At 40.9% G+C, this 16,223-nt stretch carries 14 protein-coding genes; 9 read left to right on the forward strand and 5 right to left on the reverse strand.

Annotation, left to right across the window (positions count from 1 at the left end; all coding sequences use genetic code 11):
* Positions 1-86: 86 nt before the first annotated feature.
* Positions 87-491: a PPC domain-containing DNA-binding protein gene (locus tag R7E00_RS03545; RefSeq protein ID WP_054701378.1), complete on the reverse strand. Its 405-nt coding sequence runs from the start codon at positions 489-491 to the stop codon at positions 87-89.
* Between the two features lies 1 nt (position 492).
* Positions 493-1,068, reverse strand: a complete 576-nt coding sequence (locus tag R7E00_RS03550; protein WP_005375904.1) for a TetR/AcrR family transcriptional regulator — start codon at positions 1,066-1,068, stop codon at positions 493-495.
* Positions 1,069-1,352: 284 nt separating this feature from the next.
* Between R7E00_RS03550 and R7E00_RS03555 the strand changes: the two genes are divergently transcribed.
* The 3 genes from R7E00_RS03555 (at position 1,353) to R7E00_RS03565 (ending at position 4,148) form a co-directional block, all read left to right on the forward strand.
* Positions 1,353-1,967 (forward strand): glutathione S-transferase family protein, encoded by a 615-nt coding sequence (locus tag R7E00_RS03555; RefSeq protein WP_005387550.1) that lies wholly within the window; start codon positions 1,353-1,355, stop codon positions 1,965-1,967.
* 220 nt (positions 1,968-2,187) lie between these two features.
* Complete coding sequence (locus R7E00_RS03560; protein WP_017820228.1) at positions 2,188-2,448, forward strand: hypothetical protein; 261 nt, start codon at positions 2,188-2,190, stop codon at positions 2,446-2,448.
* A gap of 29 nt (positions 2,449-2,477) precedes the next feature.
* Positions 2,478-4,148 (forward strand): SpoIIE family protein phosphatase, encoded by a 1,671-nt coding sequence (locus R7E00_RS03565; RefSeq protein WP_170896997.1) that lies wholly within the window; start codon positions 2,478-2,480, stop codon positions 4,146-4,148.
* Between the two features lie 70 nt (positions 4,149-4,218).
* Here R7E00_RS03565 and R7E00_RS03570 read toward each other — a convergent pair whose 3' ends face one another.
* The 3 genes from R7E00_RS03570 to R7E00_RS03580 all read right to left on the reverse strand — a co-directional run bounded on the left by R7E00_RS03570 (position 4,219) and on the right by R7E00_RS03580 (position 7,379).
* The gene (locus tag R7E00_RS03570; protein ID WP_025767706.1) at positions 4,219-4,410 is read right to left on the reverse strand and encodes a hypothetical protein; all 192 of its coding nucleotides are present in this window, start codon (positions 4,408-4,410) and stop codon (positions 4,219-4,221) included.
* A gap of 34 nt (positions 4,411-4,444) precedes the next feature.
* Positions 4,445-4,780 carry an Hpt domain-containing protein gene (locus tag R7E00_RS03575; protein ID WP_017820226.1) on the reverse strand — a complete coding sequence of 112 codons (336 nt, stop codon included), beginning with the start codon at positions 4,778-4,780 and terminating at the stop codon, positions 4,445-4,447.
* Between the two features lie 448 nt (positions 4,781-5,228).
* A complete protein-coding gene (locus R7E00_RS03580) occupies positions 5,229-7,379 on the reverse strand; it encodes a serine/threonine-protein kinase (RefSeq protein ID WP_262606012.1) in 2,151 nt (716 codons plus the stop codon).
* 312 nt (positions 7,380-7,691) lie between these two features.
* On the opposite strand from R7E00_RS03580, the gene tagH reads away from it, so the two are divergent.
* The 6 genes from tagH to tagF are packed head-to-tail and all read left to right on the forward strand — an operon-like array spanning position 7,692 to position 16,215.
* Positions 7,692-8,885: a type VI secretion system-associated FHA domain protein TagH gene (tagH, locus tag R7E00_RS03585; RefSeq protein ID WP_053307738.1), complete on the forward strand. Its 1,194-nt coding sequence runs from the start codon at positions 7,692-7,694 to the stop codon at positions 8,883-8,885.
* 11 nt (positions 8,886-8,896) lie between these two features.
* On the forward strand, positions 8,897-9,352 hold the full coding sequence (gene tssJ / locus R7E00_RS03590; protein ID WP_017820223.1) for a type VI secretion system lipoprotein TssJ: 456 nt from the start codon (positions 8,897-8,899) through the stop codon (positions 9,350-9,352).
* Between the two features lie 21 nt (positions 9,353-9,373).
* On the forward strand, positions 9,374-10,699 hold the full coding sequence (gene tssK / locus R7E00_RS03595) for a type VI secretion system baseplate subunit TssK (protein ID WP_213869732.1): 1,326 nt from the start codon (positions 9,374-9,376) through the stop codon (positions 10,697-10,699).
* A gap of 11 nt (positions 10,700-10,710) precedes the next feature.
* Positions 10,711-12,003 (forward strand): type VI secretion system protein TssL, long form, encoded by a 1,293-nt coding sequence (gene tssL / locus R7E00_RS03600; RefSeq protein ID WP_005375939.1) that lies wholly within the window; start codon positions 10,711-10,713, stop codon positions 12,001-12,003.
* Between the two features lie 16 nt (positions 12,004-12,019).
* Complete coding sequence (tssM, locus tag R7E00_RS03605) at positions 12,020-15,538, forward strand: type VI secretion system membrane subunit TssM (protein ID WP_005375942.1); 3,519 nt, start codon at positions 12,020-12,022, stop codon at positions 15,536-15,538.
* A complete protein-coding gene (gene tagF, locus R7E00_RS03610) occupies positions 15,520-16,215 on the forward strand; it encodes a type VI secretion system-associated protein TagF (protein WP_017820219.1) in 696 nt (231 codons plus the stop codon). Before tssM ends, tagF begins: the two co-directional genes overlap by 19 nt.
* Positions 16,216-16,223: the final 8 nt, after the last annotated feature.

Below are 16,223 nucleotides of genomic sequence, written 5' to 3' on the forward strand. Positions count from 1 at the left end.
GCTTGCTCGATATGAGTAAATTCTTAGCGTAAGAGACAAGCGAATAAAGCTCCAGAGACAGCACAGTATGGCTCTGGAGCTTTTTACTATTTGGAAGGATTCACTTTCAGCTCGGTATAGCCAGTCGAGTCGTCCATCGTTCTGGTAAACTCAAGTTCTGAGTAAGAATGGATGATCAATTCTGCGGTAGTATCAATCACTGTGCCTTCCAGCAAATGCCCACCCCAAACTAGTCCATCACGATCAGACACTGAGATATGAACGTGCTGATGCTCAGGCGTTAGTGTTCCCATCACAGAGACGATTTCAAATGGCTCTTGTTTGGTTAACGTACTCTCTGCACCTGCCAAACGAAGGTTGAGGTGAGAGATACAGCCAACGCATGAAGCAATCGAGCCTGCTTTGATACCATGCTGCTCGACCAATTTCGCTAGGCTCAGCTTTAAGTCCATGCCTTTGGTAAGGCGTACTGCTATCACTTCAATCGACATGTTATTTCCTAATCAAAACCAGTAAGCAGGAAAGCGCGGTATCCAAGTCGGCATAACGTTTGGCTTTGCCAAGCACGCGCATGCCTTGCATGTTGTTGAGAACAAAACGAGCAAGCTCTTCTGGTTTCAGCGTTTTCGGCACTAAGGTTTCTTTTTGTGCATTGGTCAGCGCATCCGCAATGATGTCGATAAGATGGTCAAACAAAAAATGCCCTTTACGCAGTACATCATCGTCTTCACCAGCGTGCTCAATCAACGCATTTTGGATAAAACACCCACAGTTGCGTTTGCGTTGCAGCTCAGCAAAAGATTTAAGGAACGATTCCAACTCAGGTAAAGACGCATCGTCTTTTTCCAAATCATTCAGTGACGGTAGCGAGACCTTTTTTAAGTAAGTATCGAGCGCTTCGTAGTAGAGCTGTTGCTTGTCACCATAGGTGTTGTAAAGACTGAAGCGGTTGATGTTTAACTCGTCGGTGAGATCCGAGATCGACGTGTTCGCAAAGCCCTTGCGCCAAAACACATCCATAGCCACGAGAAGCTTTTCATCTCGGTCGAAGTTGGCTTTTCTTGCCATAAATTACCTGCCTGGGTCTGCTTATCGGGTAATTAAATTGCTTTGGAGGGATGGTACAGAGAACCTCTAGCGTTCGAACTGAACCAATATGATGAATACCCATCTATTCTTGGGTATCAGCCTCCAAATTCATGTGAACTCACAAACGGCATCAAAAATCTCGCTCAGCAAACAGACCCACAACTGTTTGAAAATTTTTGATAGTGAAGTTCTTGACTGATCGTTTATAAACTGGCTACAGTATATCCTAACCAATCGGTTAGAAAAAGATAAAAGGATGTGAAATGAAGCTCTATGAAACCGCAATGACTCCAAGTTGTAAGCGAGTTAGCATTTTTCTAAAGGAAATCGGTGGCGAGGTTGAGCGAATTGCGCTGAACGTTCGTGAGGGCGATAACCTATCTGAACCGTTTAAATCGAAAAGCGTGAACGGCAAAGTGCCTCTGCTGGAATTGGATGATGGTACGACGATCTGTGAAAGCGTTGCGATTTGTCGCTACCTAGATGAAGCGTTTGAAAATGATCTGGCGCTGTTTGGTGCTAACCAGCTTGAACGTGCTCAGGTGGAAATGTGGCATCGTGTGGTGGAGTTCCAAGGACTAAATGCGGCATTTCAGGCGTTTCGAAACATGACCGGAGTTTATGGAGACAGAGAACGTTGCGTTGAAGCATGGGGCGAAGAATCAAAACAACGCGTCTATGAATTTCTGCCTGTCTTAGACAAGCGGCTTGAACATAATTATTTTATCGCCGTAGACCATTTTACTATCGTCGATATAACAGGCTTTATTTTGATCAGTTTCGCAATTAAAGGCCTAGAAATTGATGTGCTATCGACGTCGCCAAACATTGCTCGATGGTATAACCAAATTTTAGCTAGACCAGCATTTCAGAGTTAATGTATTGCAGCGAGTGGATGATAGCTCGCTGCTACCACCTTACCGATTCTTAACTCAGCAGGATATTCAAATTTTTTCAGATTTTTCTTATTTTTTCTCCTATCGCCTATAATTGGAAAAACAACCTCAATTTGCTTCGTTGCGTTTTAGAGCCTTGGGCTCTTGGTCCGTAGACGCTCTCTTTCATCATGGAAAGTCTAATAATAGACAAGGAGAGGTCATGAGTATTCAAGTGAAAACTATCAATAATATTCTAATCGCCCTGTTAATGGTTTCGGTTTTTGGTCTATTCGCACTGTACCTCAATTACACACAGCAGAATGAACAGATTGAAAGGCTACAAAGTCAGTTAATCGAAAAAGAGCATCAGATACTAATTTCTAATGAAGCGTTGTCTTACACTCGATATCAACACCAATTATTAGCCGAAGACTACAGCCGTTTTAGAAATGAGCAGTCAGTGACTAGTGTTTTGCGTTAGCCAGTAAAGCAACCGTATTAAGGAGGAAGATGAAACCCATTCTTTTGGTCGATGATAGTAAAACAGTACTGCTTTACATCAGCAGTGCATTGGAAAAGCAGGGCTATGAAGTGGTTGCAGTTGAAGACGGAAGAGCGGCGCTTGAGGTGCTAACCCACCGCCCTGATATTCAGTTTGTGCTGAGTGATTTAATGATGCCTGGAATTAATGGTATTGAATTGTGTCGCCAATTAAAATCTAAAGTTAGCGAACGTTACATTTTCTTTGTTCTACTGTCTTCTAGAAATGACCAAAGTTCGATCGTGAAAGGCATTGATGCTGGCGCAGATGATTTCGTAGATAAGAAGACGTCTGTAGAGGAACTTCAGGCCAGAATCCGTGCGGGGTTTCGTACTTTAGAACTGCACAACAAACTCGTTGAGAGAAATAAAGAGCTAGATGCGGCCTATCAAACAATTCACCAAGACCTACAGTCTGCTAGTCATCTGATGGAGCAACTACTCCCTGCTGAATCAACTATCCAAAATATACAGTTTAGTTATGTCTACAAACCATGCTCCCAGATTGGTGGTGATATGTTGGGGTATTTGGAGCTCGATGAACAACATGTTGCGTTTTATGTATTTGATGTTTCTGGTCATGGTATTTCTTCAGCTTTGATGGCTTTTTCTATTCAACAGACGCTATCTCAAAGTCAGGGGCCTGATTCGATCACGATGGAGTTGAGAGATGACGGCTATTGCGTAAGTGAGCCTGCATCTGTGATTGAACGGCTAAATCGGCGTTATCAGCAAACTAGAAACAGTCAACTTTACTTTACTATGGCTTACGCCATTCTTAACACAAAATCAGGGCGACTTAGCTATTGCACGGCTGGCCACCCCAGGATCTTAGTTTGGCGAGCGAGTACGAAAACGATGGAACAGATAGGTGACGATAACTTTATCGTTGGTGCAATGCAGCCGATGGAATATATCGGTAACCAAATTAGTCTGGATGAGGGCGATGCATTGTGGCTTTATTCGGATGGTTTGATTGAAGCGAGGCAGGGTGAGGAGATGTTTTCACTACAACGATTGGCATCGAGTATAAAAGCTGTTTGCACGCTGACAGTTGAAGACCAAGTGGGAGACGTCTTTAAAAAAGTACAATCTTGGCATAACGAAGATGAGTTTGATGATGATGCCAGCCTTTTACAGGTAAAATGGCATGGTGAGAGGCTCGATTTAAGGAAAAGAATGTCAAAGAGCGAATTTAAACGAACTTACGGGAGCTCCCTTACTCACTCACGAAGTGCGAGCAAAGACGTTGTTCGGTTTTTGATGGGTCATCAAATCCCCTTAAATGCAATTCAATCATTGGAGCTTTGTGTCGTTGAGCTCATGAATAACGCTTATATTCATTCTTACAGTGAAATAGAAGGCCTGCCAATTGAAGTGGAGTGTAGGGTTGGGGATGACCAAGTGTCCGGTTTCGTGGAACTGAGAGTCTCTGATTGCGGAGCGCCGATCAATGAAAAGACGTTCATCCAACATAAAAACAAACAGATTGAGGCACCTAACTTAATGGATGACGATAGTTGGTCCTCCTCTGGTCGCGGACTGATGTTAGTCGCTCAATTATCTGACCTGTTTAAATTGGAAAAAGGTTTCGAAAACAATACGTTTGTTGTAGTGAAAAGGAATAGGGAGAGAAACTAACAACCAAGCAAAGTCGATTTCCTTCACTTGGTCCCTAGCGTTAATCTGACGGTTGCGTTGTATATCATTGTTATTTTGTATTCGTTGTTGGTGCCGGTGATAGTAACGCCTCCAACTCTTCTGGTGTTAGAATATCACTGATGTTTAACATATTACTTTCATCATCTAGCGCCATCTTTGTACGGCTAAGTAAGTACCTTTTTTGAGTTGGTGTTAGGTCTTTGAGAGACTCAATCAACTCCCTGAAATTGCTATTATTCATTGCCATATTTCCCCCAGTTAAGCCTTGAATTTCTTTATTGCATATTCTTCAAGTAAGCGAAGATTTGTTGATTAATTGCAGCTAGCTCTTTAGTAACTATAGCTATATCTGAGCTATCTGGCGCTGTATCGTTTCTGGTTTTTTCTTCTATTCTTTGAAACGCAATGACCGCGGTGTCTTCTCCGAAACTCTCTAGAATGCCCTTTAAACTATGAGCTAATAGATAGAGTTCTGACCAACATCTGCTTGCATATAGCTCATCTATACGCTCTATATCACTCGTGTGATCTTCAAGGTATGTAGAAAAAACAGTGACGATGAGATCTACGTCGTTATCCATGTATGTATTGAGAACATCAAAATTAATCATGTATACCCCTATTAAACGTTGAGGTAGAGGAATGTTTCGGATAATGAAGGCTTAGCCGAAGGTATGAATGGCATAACCAGTATTTGAGCAGAAATAGTTTGCTTGTCGCTTGAGATAAACTTACAAAAAGAAAGTCATTGTTAAAGATATTTTGACTTATATCCAAACGGCAATGGTCGAAATGTAGGGATGAAAAAACTTCAACTCGCGTGTTTTTAACACAAGTAGCAAAGGGGACGTTTCCACGTAAAACGCCGAGTCGGTAAGTGTCTTGCAGTCCTAGTTTAAGGCTATCGTTACATACGGACGCCAGACGTTCGCCAACTTTGACTATTCCTTCAGTCAAGGCTAACTCTCCTCATTAAGTACAAGTATAAACTAGCAATCTAGTTGCATATTGGCAAGTAATCTGCGGCAAAAAAAAGGGACTCGCGTCCCTTTTGTATTACTAGCTTTGCTTAGAGTCCTGTTCTATTTGCTTCATAAGCTCGTTGGCTTTCTTCATAGCGCGTCTTGCGCTTGAAGTCCTTCGCTTATTAAGTAGTATATCGGAGAAGCGTAAGTATTTATCAGCAGTTTTGAATCTTAAATCGTTAACATCCTGAAAACCAATAGGAAAGTTTTTCGAGAACAGATCCACATCCTTCACCAAGTTATCGAGATGAGTTGTCGTCCTTGCCTTTTCTAGGCGAGAATAAAAGTTTTCAAACTCTTCTTGGAACAGGATTCTAGCGGCATCTTCTGGAAACGGTAGAGGGCTGTTGGAATCTAGCGCTGTCTCATATAATTTCATTTCCAGCACTGCATCTTTCATCGCATTACTTATCTGTAAGTTCTCTTGATGCTCTTCTACGTTTGAAAAGAAGGTGTTCCCAACCTTAATAAGAGCAACAAGTGCAGCTGCGTCTTTCTTTTGGAGTGCTTCAGTGAGGTGCTGACCGAAAACATCGCTAGATAACGAACTTGGCGTGAAAGGATAACCTTGATGAATCTGATTTAACTCATCCTTGAGCTCATAGATGGATTTACTGCCATCTTCTTTACTGTACCGAGACTTTTCAAGTTGACTGTTGATTTGCCTTGCTATCGAAAGTAACGTGGAGTGCTTGCTTGACTGAATATCTAAGGCAAGAACTTCTATTTTATGTGAGTCAGGGTAGTAGGTTTTTGCTTTATCAAGTATGGACTCAATTTCATCATAATTCGGGTAGTTGTTGGCATCAGAATTCAAAACCTGATCAATTTCAGATTCAAACTCGCTGAGAATATAGGTCTTGTGTAATCGTAATAAGCCAGCCTTAACGACTGGATGTAAGCTTTTTTCACTATCAATCAGTGCCAAACTTTTTTCTTCTGGCGTATCAAGCTGCCACTCTTGTCCGGCAATTTGATCATTTTGCTTGCTAATAACGGTTTCCAAATTGGCGATGGTTTCTTGTTGCTGCTGATAACCAAATACAATGCCGCTAACTAATAATATGCTCGCTGCCGCGCCGCTAGCGATAGGCCAATAGCGCATATTCAATTTGCGTTTCAACTGCTCAGGGGTCAGCTCGTTCGGAATGATGCCAGTTGAAAATACGCTTGAAAATATTGGCCACTTAGATGCAGGCATGTTAGTTGGTTTAGAGACCTTGATCTTCTTTTTGAGAGCTTCATTAACTGGAGTTCTTGCGTAAGGGTGTTTGCAACTCAATAACTCATAAGCAATACAAAATAGAGCAAACATATCGTCGCTTAAGTTCGGTTCCTTACCGGATAACAGGTTGAGTGATGCATAGTTGGGAGTATAACCAAGCGTTTCAACATTTTCGGATTTACGTTTAGCCGCATATTGATCCTGCTTTAATTGATGTGTTTTAGATACACCAAAATCAAGCAGCTTAACGTTACCCTCAGACGTTAAAATCACATTAGCGGGCTTTAGGTCGGCGTGCACTACACCAAGAGAGTGAGCATATGAGAGTGCATCGAGTACCTGATTTAGGATTGATAAAGTTGCATTAAACTTCAGCCCATGGGGCCTAGAACGCTGTATTAAACTCTCTAATGTTTCTCCGTTAATATACTCCATAACTAAAAAGTATATTTCGCCATCAACACCAAAATCAAAAACCCTAATGATATTAGGGTGGCTTAACCTTTGAGTTTGTTGAGCTTCACGTATTAACATGCGTGCAGTCTCTGGTTGAGAAGCAAACTCTTTCTGTAATATTTTTAACGCAACGTAGGGTGTTTCTGAACCTGAAGATTCAAGAATCTTATCTTTAGCTAAGTAAACATCGCAAAGCCCACCATGCCCAATAACCGACTCAATTTCATACCGATTTTTAACGGTCGTTCCTATTAAGCTTTTGTTAATAACATCTTTGTTATTATTTAATGAGTCATCTTTATTGTTTTTTTTCTTATTAACTAACGGAGTGTTTTCTTTTTGAGACAGTTTTGTATTTGTTTCATTTTTATTTTTAACGGAGGTTTCATTATTAGTGAGTTTAGTTGTTTTAATTGCATTGTCTCGTTTTTGAGTCTTTACAATTTTAGTTTTATCTCCGCTTTCTTCGTTATTTATAGAATTGTTTTTATTACTGTCTTCCATCACAAGAACTCCGTATAAATGATGGGGGAATATATACCTTTCTGCTCAATGAAAAGTCATTATGTTAGAATTTCTCGGCCAAACTAACATTCGTTTTTTTATTGATGAAAGTCTAAGTGTCAAAAATTTGAACTTGGTTGGATAATTAAAATTGTTGAACAATACGTGATTGCTTTGATAAAAAAATGATTCATTATTCCGTGCATGATTTTCAATGGCAGTATTAAGGTTTTTATTAATCTTACTGTTAATAAGAAAGCAGTTAATAATAAAATTAAAAATAATATCTAGCAGGTCTTTGGCGAGGTTTACATGAAGTTGGTTTTAACCATAACAAGTTTTCACAAATTTACTCCAGAGATTGAGAGTGAGTTCGTGTTTGAATCAAGTGATGAACATGCCAAGGTTACATTTGGTAGGTCTGAACAATGTGATTGGACACTACCAGATCCTGAAAGAGTGGTATCCGGAACCCACGGAGAACTGATTAAGTTTGGTGACAAATACTTGATAAAAGACCTCTCAACTAATGGTACTTTTGTAAATAATGCTGTAACTCCTGTGGGTCAAGGAAATGAAATAGCACTAAGCAATGACGATATGGTTAGCTTAGGGGATTATCAAATTTCAGTTTCTGTTCAAACAGATACAGATGTATTCAGCCTTGAGACAAGTAAAAGTCTTTCTAGCGCCCCCCCTGAAGTAGTCTCAAGTCCATCAGAAGAGGAATTTGTTGACCTAGGCCTTAGTGCTAGTGAACTCTTAAACGAAAGTGTTCCTTCTGACTTTCAGCTAGATATTGGTTTAGTCGATGATTTTATTGATATCCCAAAGCCCGAAAAACAGAGCACCGTATCTGAAACTTTACCGAAAGTTAACCGACAATCAGAACACCTATCGACTCCCAACTTTGATACCAATGGGGGTGAACTTGCGGCTTTTGTTAGAGGGGTGGGTATAGATCCAATGATGATTCCCAGCGATAACCGAGAGGAATGGTTCGAACAACTGGGGGAGTCATTTTCTTTGATGCTAGTTGGTTTAATGGAAACACTGCATAACAGAGCAGTGTTTAAACAAACAAATCGACTTAGTCATACCGCATTTCGTAAGTCAGAAAATAACCCTTTAAAGTTTTCTGCAAACTTAGAAGATGCGATTCATAACTTATATAACCGTCAAACCGCTAGCTTCTTAAAGCCAAATGCAGCCATTAAAGAAGCATTTAATGACATCGAAAGTCATGAGCAAGCCTTAATGAAAGGTGTTGAAGGTACGGTTTCGAGTGTTATGTCACTTGTTGAACCTACTTCTATATACTCAGATGCTTTAGCGAAAGACACGGTTATTAATAAGGTTATTCCAGCTAGAAAATATGCTCAAAGTTGGAAGAGGTTTGAGGATATTCATGAAAAGTTATCCGATGATATTATCAATAAAGAGTCTCCGTTCTATTTAGAAGACTTCGCTAAGCACTATGAATTAGCATTAAAAAACAAAGGCTAGGAATTAGGGTGATGAAAAAGTTTTACCAATATATTTTGTTATTAATTTCAATGGCTTTATTTGGGTGCTCAGCAGCGAACCTAGTTGTTGATCCATACTCAGATTTAGAAATAGCAGCAAGTCATAACATTAATCCTGATTCAAACGGCAGGCCTTCTCCTGTAGTGGTGTATGTATTTGAATTAACGTCAAATACCATTTTCGAAAGCCAGGACTTTTTTTCTATTTATGAAGAAAGTGAAAAAGTCTTAGGACCTGATTTAGTGAATAAATATGAAGTTTCATTAACTCCAGGTCAGAAAGAAACATATCAAGCAAGTATGTCTCCAAAGACAGAATATTTAGGCATTGTCGTAGCGTTTCGAGATATTGAAAACTCAAATTGGCGACAAGTCATTAAAGTGGATAAGACCGGTTACAACACATATCAAGTATTGTTAGAAGATCTGTCTTTGGTCGTTAAATAACGTTTAGTTGGCTAATTATAAATGACGCAATACTCCAAGACGGCTTGGTGCGAAGGAATGTTTTTACGTCCCCAGCACTTCCAACAACAAGAACGCGCAACCTCTCAAGAATTCAAGGGCTTACATCAGTTAGGTGGGGTTTACAATTGGGGAGTTTGGAAATGTCGAGTAAAAAAACACGCGCTAAAAGATGGTCTTATTGAACTTGAGCATCTTGAAGCTGTTTTGCCAGATATGACGTTGGTTAATACGTTAATATCCAACGATTCAGTTTCGCCTCTACTTATTGATAAAAACACTGAAAATACGTTAGTAAAAATAACTCTCCCTCTTTCAAGTGTTACAGGTAAAAACGTTTCGGATGTAAGCGAATCGATCGTCTCTCGTTATGTACTTCAAGATATCGACGTGATAGATAACCTTACAGGACAAGATGAAGAAACCATCCAAGTTGCAGCCCTTAACCTAGAGTTGAAAGCGAGTAATGACAAATTAGCGGGTTATGTGGAGTTACCTATCTTAAGGATCAAAGAGGTAACTCCTGAAGGGGAAGTTATACTAGACGATGAGTACGTTCCTCCGCTTATCAACCTCCTTAGCGACAAAGTTATGTCAGCTTATCTACGTAACGTTATCGCGATGACAAAGATGCGTGCTGACGTTATTGCACAGCGCTTGATTAAGGGTAAATCTGCATCGGCATCTGCTGTTGATTTCATCATGCTCCAAATGCTGAACCGATATGAGGCGAAGTTAAAGCATTTCAGTGAGTTAGATAGGTTACATCCACTGGAATTAGCGACGACACTTAAAGGTTACATTGGTGAGTTAGCCACTTTTTCTAATAAAACTAAAAGAGTCCCAAGTTTGCTTGCGTATGATCACTTAGATGTATCAAGTGTCTATAGCGAGTTGAATCAGATACTCAGTCAGTACCTCAGTGTTGTCCTTGACCAAACTGCGACCAAACTTCCGTTGGAGCCTCGCCAATACGGTATTCAAGTGACGCCGCTTCCAGATAAACGCTTGCTTGAGTCATGCCAATTTGTGCTAGCAATTAAAGCAGACACCACAACAGATGAAATAAGACGCCTGGTCCCAGCGCAACTCAAGTTTGGCCCGGCAGAACAGATTCGCGATCTAATTAATAATCAGATCAACGGTATAAACGTAGTGCCGTTGAGTGTCGTCCCGAGACAGATTCCTTACCAAACGGGCTATGTTTATTTCGAAGTTGTCAAGAAAGGGCCATTTTGGATGAGGCTAAAAGATAGTGGCGGTATTGCGCTTCACCTATCAGGGCATTTTCCGAATGCTGAACTTGAGCTTTGGAGTATTAATCAATAGGCGCGCTCTGTATGGAACAAACGATAGTAAAACCAACACCGGGTGGAAGAGCACCCGCATCGAAACCACAATCAGAAAAGTCTGTGGATAATACCGTAGTTATCTCAAAAAGTCCTGAATTGGTGAACAATGATTCAGTGGTCGCTTATGGGAATAACTCTCTACTAGCAGAGGCGAATGGCCTGTTATCTATTATCGGTCAAATTCGCTCGACAGCGACTCATTCCGATCCGTTGTTTCTAAAAGAGACATTGGCACAAAAGCTTAGAGATTATGAGAACCGATTACGTCAGCATGACGTTGATTTGGATACCATTGATACAGCTCGTTATTGTTTATGCTGTTCACTAGATGAAGTTGTCCTTAACACCAATTGGGGTGGGAATTCATTCTGGAGTCACGATTCATTACTTAGCTCCTTCTATGCTAGCAGTCAAGGCGGGGAAGCGTTCTTTAAGCATCTTGATAAGTGCATGGCGAAACCAGATGTGAACTTAGATTTGCTTGAACTAATGTATGTGTGCTTATCTCTCGGGTTTCTGGGTCAATACCGTTTAGAAAAAAATGGACTGGAATCGCACCGGAAATTGAGAAGACAGGTTATTGCTACTCTTAAGACTTATGGGAGAGGAGTCCCTCAGGAACTAAGCAATAGTATCGACCAACACATTTTGAATGGCTCAAAGGCTTCTGATAGAGCTCCTCTTTGGGTTGTATGTTCTGTAACGGCGGCACTATTGGTCTGCATATATATGTATTTTAGTTATGAGCTAAATAAGGCATCCAATCGCACCTTTTCTCAATTAGTCAATTTGATTCAACCGCAACAACTTAACCAAGATGCAACGTCAGAATCAAAATCAGCGCCAATTGCAGAAAAGATTTCAATGTATCTAGCAACTGAGATCGGTAAGGGGCTAATCAATGTTGAGCCGCTGCAAGACAGGGTAAGAATTTCGTTAAAGTCTCAAGATCTATTTGAATCAGGTAGTGCTGATGTTGTCGCTTACATCCAACCCGTTATTTCTAAGCTTGCGAGAACATTGGAGTCGACCCAAGGCAAGATCATTGTTACTGGTCACACCGACGATAGGCCTATTTTCACGAGTAAATATCCCTCGAACTGGCACCTATCATTAGCTCGAGCCACTGCTATGTCTGAACAACTGATCTCGAATAGTGCATTAGAAGGGCGAGTGATACCCGAGGGATTGGGGGATGCAAGACCATTAGTTGAAAACAGTAGTGATGAAAACCGAGCTATTAACCGCCGGATTGAAATCGACCTTCTTGTCGCGAATTAATAATAGGTAGATAGAGATGCGTATTAAAGAAATTGGCAGAATATTTACTCAAAGATGGTTTCTCGGTCTTATAGGTGTCGCTGCTTGTTCTATTTTCATTTGGGTTGTTGGTCCACTTATTGCGATAGCGGGATATGAGCCCCTAAAGAGTGACTTTCAACGGCTAGTCACTATTCTAGTGTTGGTGTTGCTTTGGGCGATATTTAACGTTACCAAGCAGCATAAGCAAAAGGTGAAAGAAGACGAAAGTATTCAAACGTTGCTTGAGGTTGATAGCCTATCAGATAAAGAAGCGGCAAGTGAAATTGACTTAATGCGCGAGCGTATTGAGCAAGCTGTCAAAGTAGTGACGAAAACACACAAAGGCAAGAGAAGCTTGTATGACTTACCGTGGTATGTGTTGATTGGCCCTCCTGGAACGGGGAAAACAACCGTATTAAAGCAGTCGGGGTTAGAGTTTCCATTAGGAGACAGCCTTGGCTCTGACTCTATTGCCGGTGTAGGTGGCACTCGCCACTGTGATTGGTGGTTTGCAAATAAAGCAGTTCTTATAGATACGGCTGGCCGGTATACGACACAAGACAGTCAAGAAAAGGTCGACTCTAAAGCGTGGCATGGTTTCTTAGGATTGTTGAAAAAGTATAGAACGCAAAGACCAATTAATGGTGCGATTGTTACGATAAGTTTAGCCAGCGTGATGTCTCAGACTCGAACCGAGCGAAGTCTTCATGCTCGAGCAATTAAGTCGAGACTTCAAGAACTGAAAAACCAGTTAGGCATGCAGTTTCCGATTTACGTATTGCTCACCAAAATGGATTTAGTTGCCGGTTTCAATGAGTTTTTTGCCGATTTAAGTAAGGAAGAGCGAGAGGAATTATTTGGTTTCATGTTCCCTCGTGAAGTGGATGATGAAAGAGGCGTTATTTCTCTATTCAACAAAGAATTTCATGGCATGTTGGAGCGCCTTGATGCCCGTATGCTTAGAATACTTGAAACAGAGGACGATTTAGATAAACGCGCGCTTATCTTTGAATTTCCAAAGCAATTAAGAGTGCTACAAGCTAATCTTGACGAGTTTTTAGCTGAAATTTTTGCACAAAACAGTTTTGAAGAGCCTGCCTTGATTCGTGGTGTGTTTATGTTGAGTTCGGTTCAAGAAGGCTTACCAGTCGATAAGCTGATGAATGAATCAACCAATGGACTTGGGTTAAATCGTTTAGCTCTAGCAAAGAGTCAGACTGGTTCTCATAGTTATTTCGTAAAGAATCTTTTTGACAAGGTTATTTTCAAAGAGCAACTGTTAGGAACAGTTAATCGTCACTATCAAAAGCAGTCAGGTTGGATGCGTCGAGGTGTTTACATTGGATGTACAACGCTACTGCTAGGAGCTTCTGCGCTTTGGTTTATGAGTTATAAGTGGAACTCACAGTTAATTGTCGATACCAATGAACAAGTGAGCCATATTGATGCAATGATTGGCGCTCAAAGTTTAGATTTTGAAGCGGATATTGTTTCAGCTGTAGAAACATTAGATAGGTTGATGACGCTTCCTCTCGGAAAGCAAAGCGACTACGGTGATGCCGACTCTGTAAAGAGGTTTGGTCTCTATCAAGGAGACAAAGTGTCTCAGGCGGCAAACAATGCATATTCTGATGCTTTGACCCAATATTACGCCCCTCTGCTTCTTGATAGCTTGGTGTCAGAAATGGAGAGCAATCAACAGCATCGTGAGTATTTGTACGAAACGTTAAAAACGTATTTGATGTTATTCAATCCAGACAAATATCAACAAGATGAAGTGTTGGCTTGGTTTAACTTTTATTTCGAACGTCAATATCCGGGTGAGCTAAACGCAGACTTAAGAAGACGTTTGCTACAGCACACTCAATATTTATTAGGCAACGATGGACAAGGCTTTACTTACAACACTGCTGCCGTGACGAGTGCTCGAGAAGTGTTGACTCAAATGTCTCTACCTGAACGTGCTTATCAGCGAATGAAAATACAATTTTCTAAGAGTCATGTACCTTCATTTCGCTTGACTGATGTATTGGGACCTAAAGGGCTTGAGCAGTTCGAGCGAGCTAGTGGAAAACCGCTATCACAAGGCATTTCGGGTTTCTACACGTACAATGGTTTTCATAGCATTTTTCAGATTCAGATCAACCGTACAGTAAAAAGCCTAATGGAAGAGAACTGGGTTTATGGTGACGATCTTAAGGCCCATGAAATTGATCAAGATAGTGCCATCCAAGGCGTTCAGTCTCGATACTATCAAGATTATGTTAATGAATGGAAAACGTTGATCGAAGATATTCAATTGAAGCAGGCTCCGAGCCTAGAACTTGCGACAGAGCAAGCGAGGGTTTTATCTGGAGTTGAAAGACCAATCGAATCTTTGTTGAGAGCAATCCAAAAAGAGGTTGCTCTATCAAAAGTATCATTGTCAGAAAATCAAAAAGCCGCTTCTGAAGTTGCTGGTAAAGTTGCCAAAGTTAAGTTTTCAAATACGGCAGATAGACTAGACATGTATTTACCTGAAGAAAACGGTTTCAATGTTGCTCTGCCAGGTAAAGAAGTCGAATCGCATTTTTCAGAGATCTTACGCCTTGGTGAGCAAGACTTTGATGATATTCAACAAGCAATGGTTAACTTGCGTTCGTATTTAAGTGACTTATCAAGCTCTGGTAACAATCAGAAAATTGCCTACAAAAGTATTTTAGATGGAACCGTTACACAAGATGTCGCAGCTTCCTTTGCTCGTGCTAAAGAACTTTTGCCGAGACCATTTAATCAATGGCTAGGTGAGCTTTCTCAAGAGTCGGTCAAGTTTGCGGAGAGCGGTTCGAAGGATCATCTAAATCAACTTTGGGTAACACAAGTGGTGCGCCCTTATCAGCGGACTATTGCTGGCAGATATCCATTCGAGCCCAATGCGAGCAGAGAAGTCAGATTGAAAGACTTTAAGCGATTCTTTGGTTATGGAGGCACGCTTGACGCATTCTTCCAAGAATACCTCGAACCGTTTGTGGATACTTCGAAAAGTCGTTGGCGATTAGAAAAGGAAATTGGAGTTCGTCCAGAAACACTAATGGTCTTTCAAAGAGCGCAACGTATCAGGCAGTCTTTCTTTGAATCTGATAATTCCTTACGCGTAGAGTTTGGGATGAAGCCTGTTTATCTAGACCAGCACATTACTCGATTTGTCTTAGAGTTGGGTGGACAAGATTTGGTTTATAAGCATGGACCAGCAAGAGCTAAATCGTTGAGTTGGCCTGCCGGTCAAGATCAGACTCGAATTGTGTTCACACCACCTGAATCTAAACGCGAAATTGCGCATACCTATGAAGGTGAGTGGGGCATATTCAAGCTTTTGGATCAATCACTTAAAGCAAGGCCAGAATCGCGTAAAGACAATATAGTTATGATTGATTTAAAGGGAAATAAGGTGCAGCTAGAGCTTATTCCTTCTAGTGCCATTAATCCGTTTTGGTCAAATGAAATGGAGAGGTTCAGATGTCCACGAACCTTATAACATCAGGCTGGGGCTATATCGGTAAAATGCCTGCAAAAGGGGACTTTGTGAAAGATGGTTTATCACAAGATTTCTCGGAGCGTTGGCATGATTGGCAACAGGCGGTTATTGCAGTCAGCAGGGAACAACTGGGTGAAAGCTGGAATGAGCACTTTTTAACGGCTCCTGTGTGGCACTTTGCTTTGGATATTAGCTATTTAGAAGACTCAACCTACATTGGTAGCATGATTCCTAGTGTTGATGCATGCGGTAGATACTTTTTCTTTACTATAGCTCGTGCCGTAAAAGGTGAAGCTGCGCAATATTGGGGTGACAGAGCTTGGACAGAGGACAGTGCCGCTCTTGCTCTTTCAGTACTTGAGGACGACTTTGTCTTTGATGTTTGGCATAAGAGTACTCAAGAAAAAAATGACCTCGTTGCGAATGTAACAAGTGAAGTTAGGCCTCTAGAGTTTCTTTATCAAAGCCAAATATCTACAGTTTTTCATGATCACGGCAATACTGATCAAAATACGCTTTTGAATTACCTCATTAAAGAAAGATTGAGTAAACCATGTTTTTGGTGGACTGAAGGTTCAACGAAGGTTGAACCATGCATGTTCATTACTAGTGGATTTCCTTCAATTGGTCAGTTTTCAGCCATGCTTGATGGCGGCTGGAAAAAGTGGAATTGGTAGGATAGAAG

Source organism: Vibrio sp. Vb1755 (genome assembly GCF_033338635.1).
Lineage (GTDB): Bacteria > Pseudomonadota > Gammaproteobacteria > Enterobacterales > Vibrionaceae > Vibrio > Vibrio alginolyticus.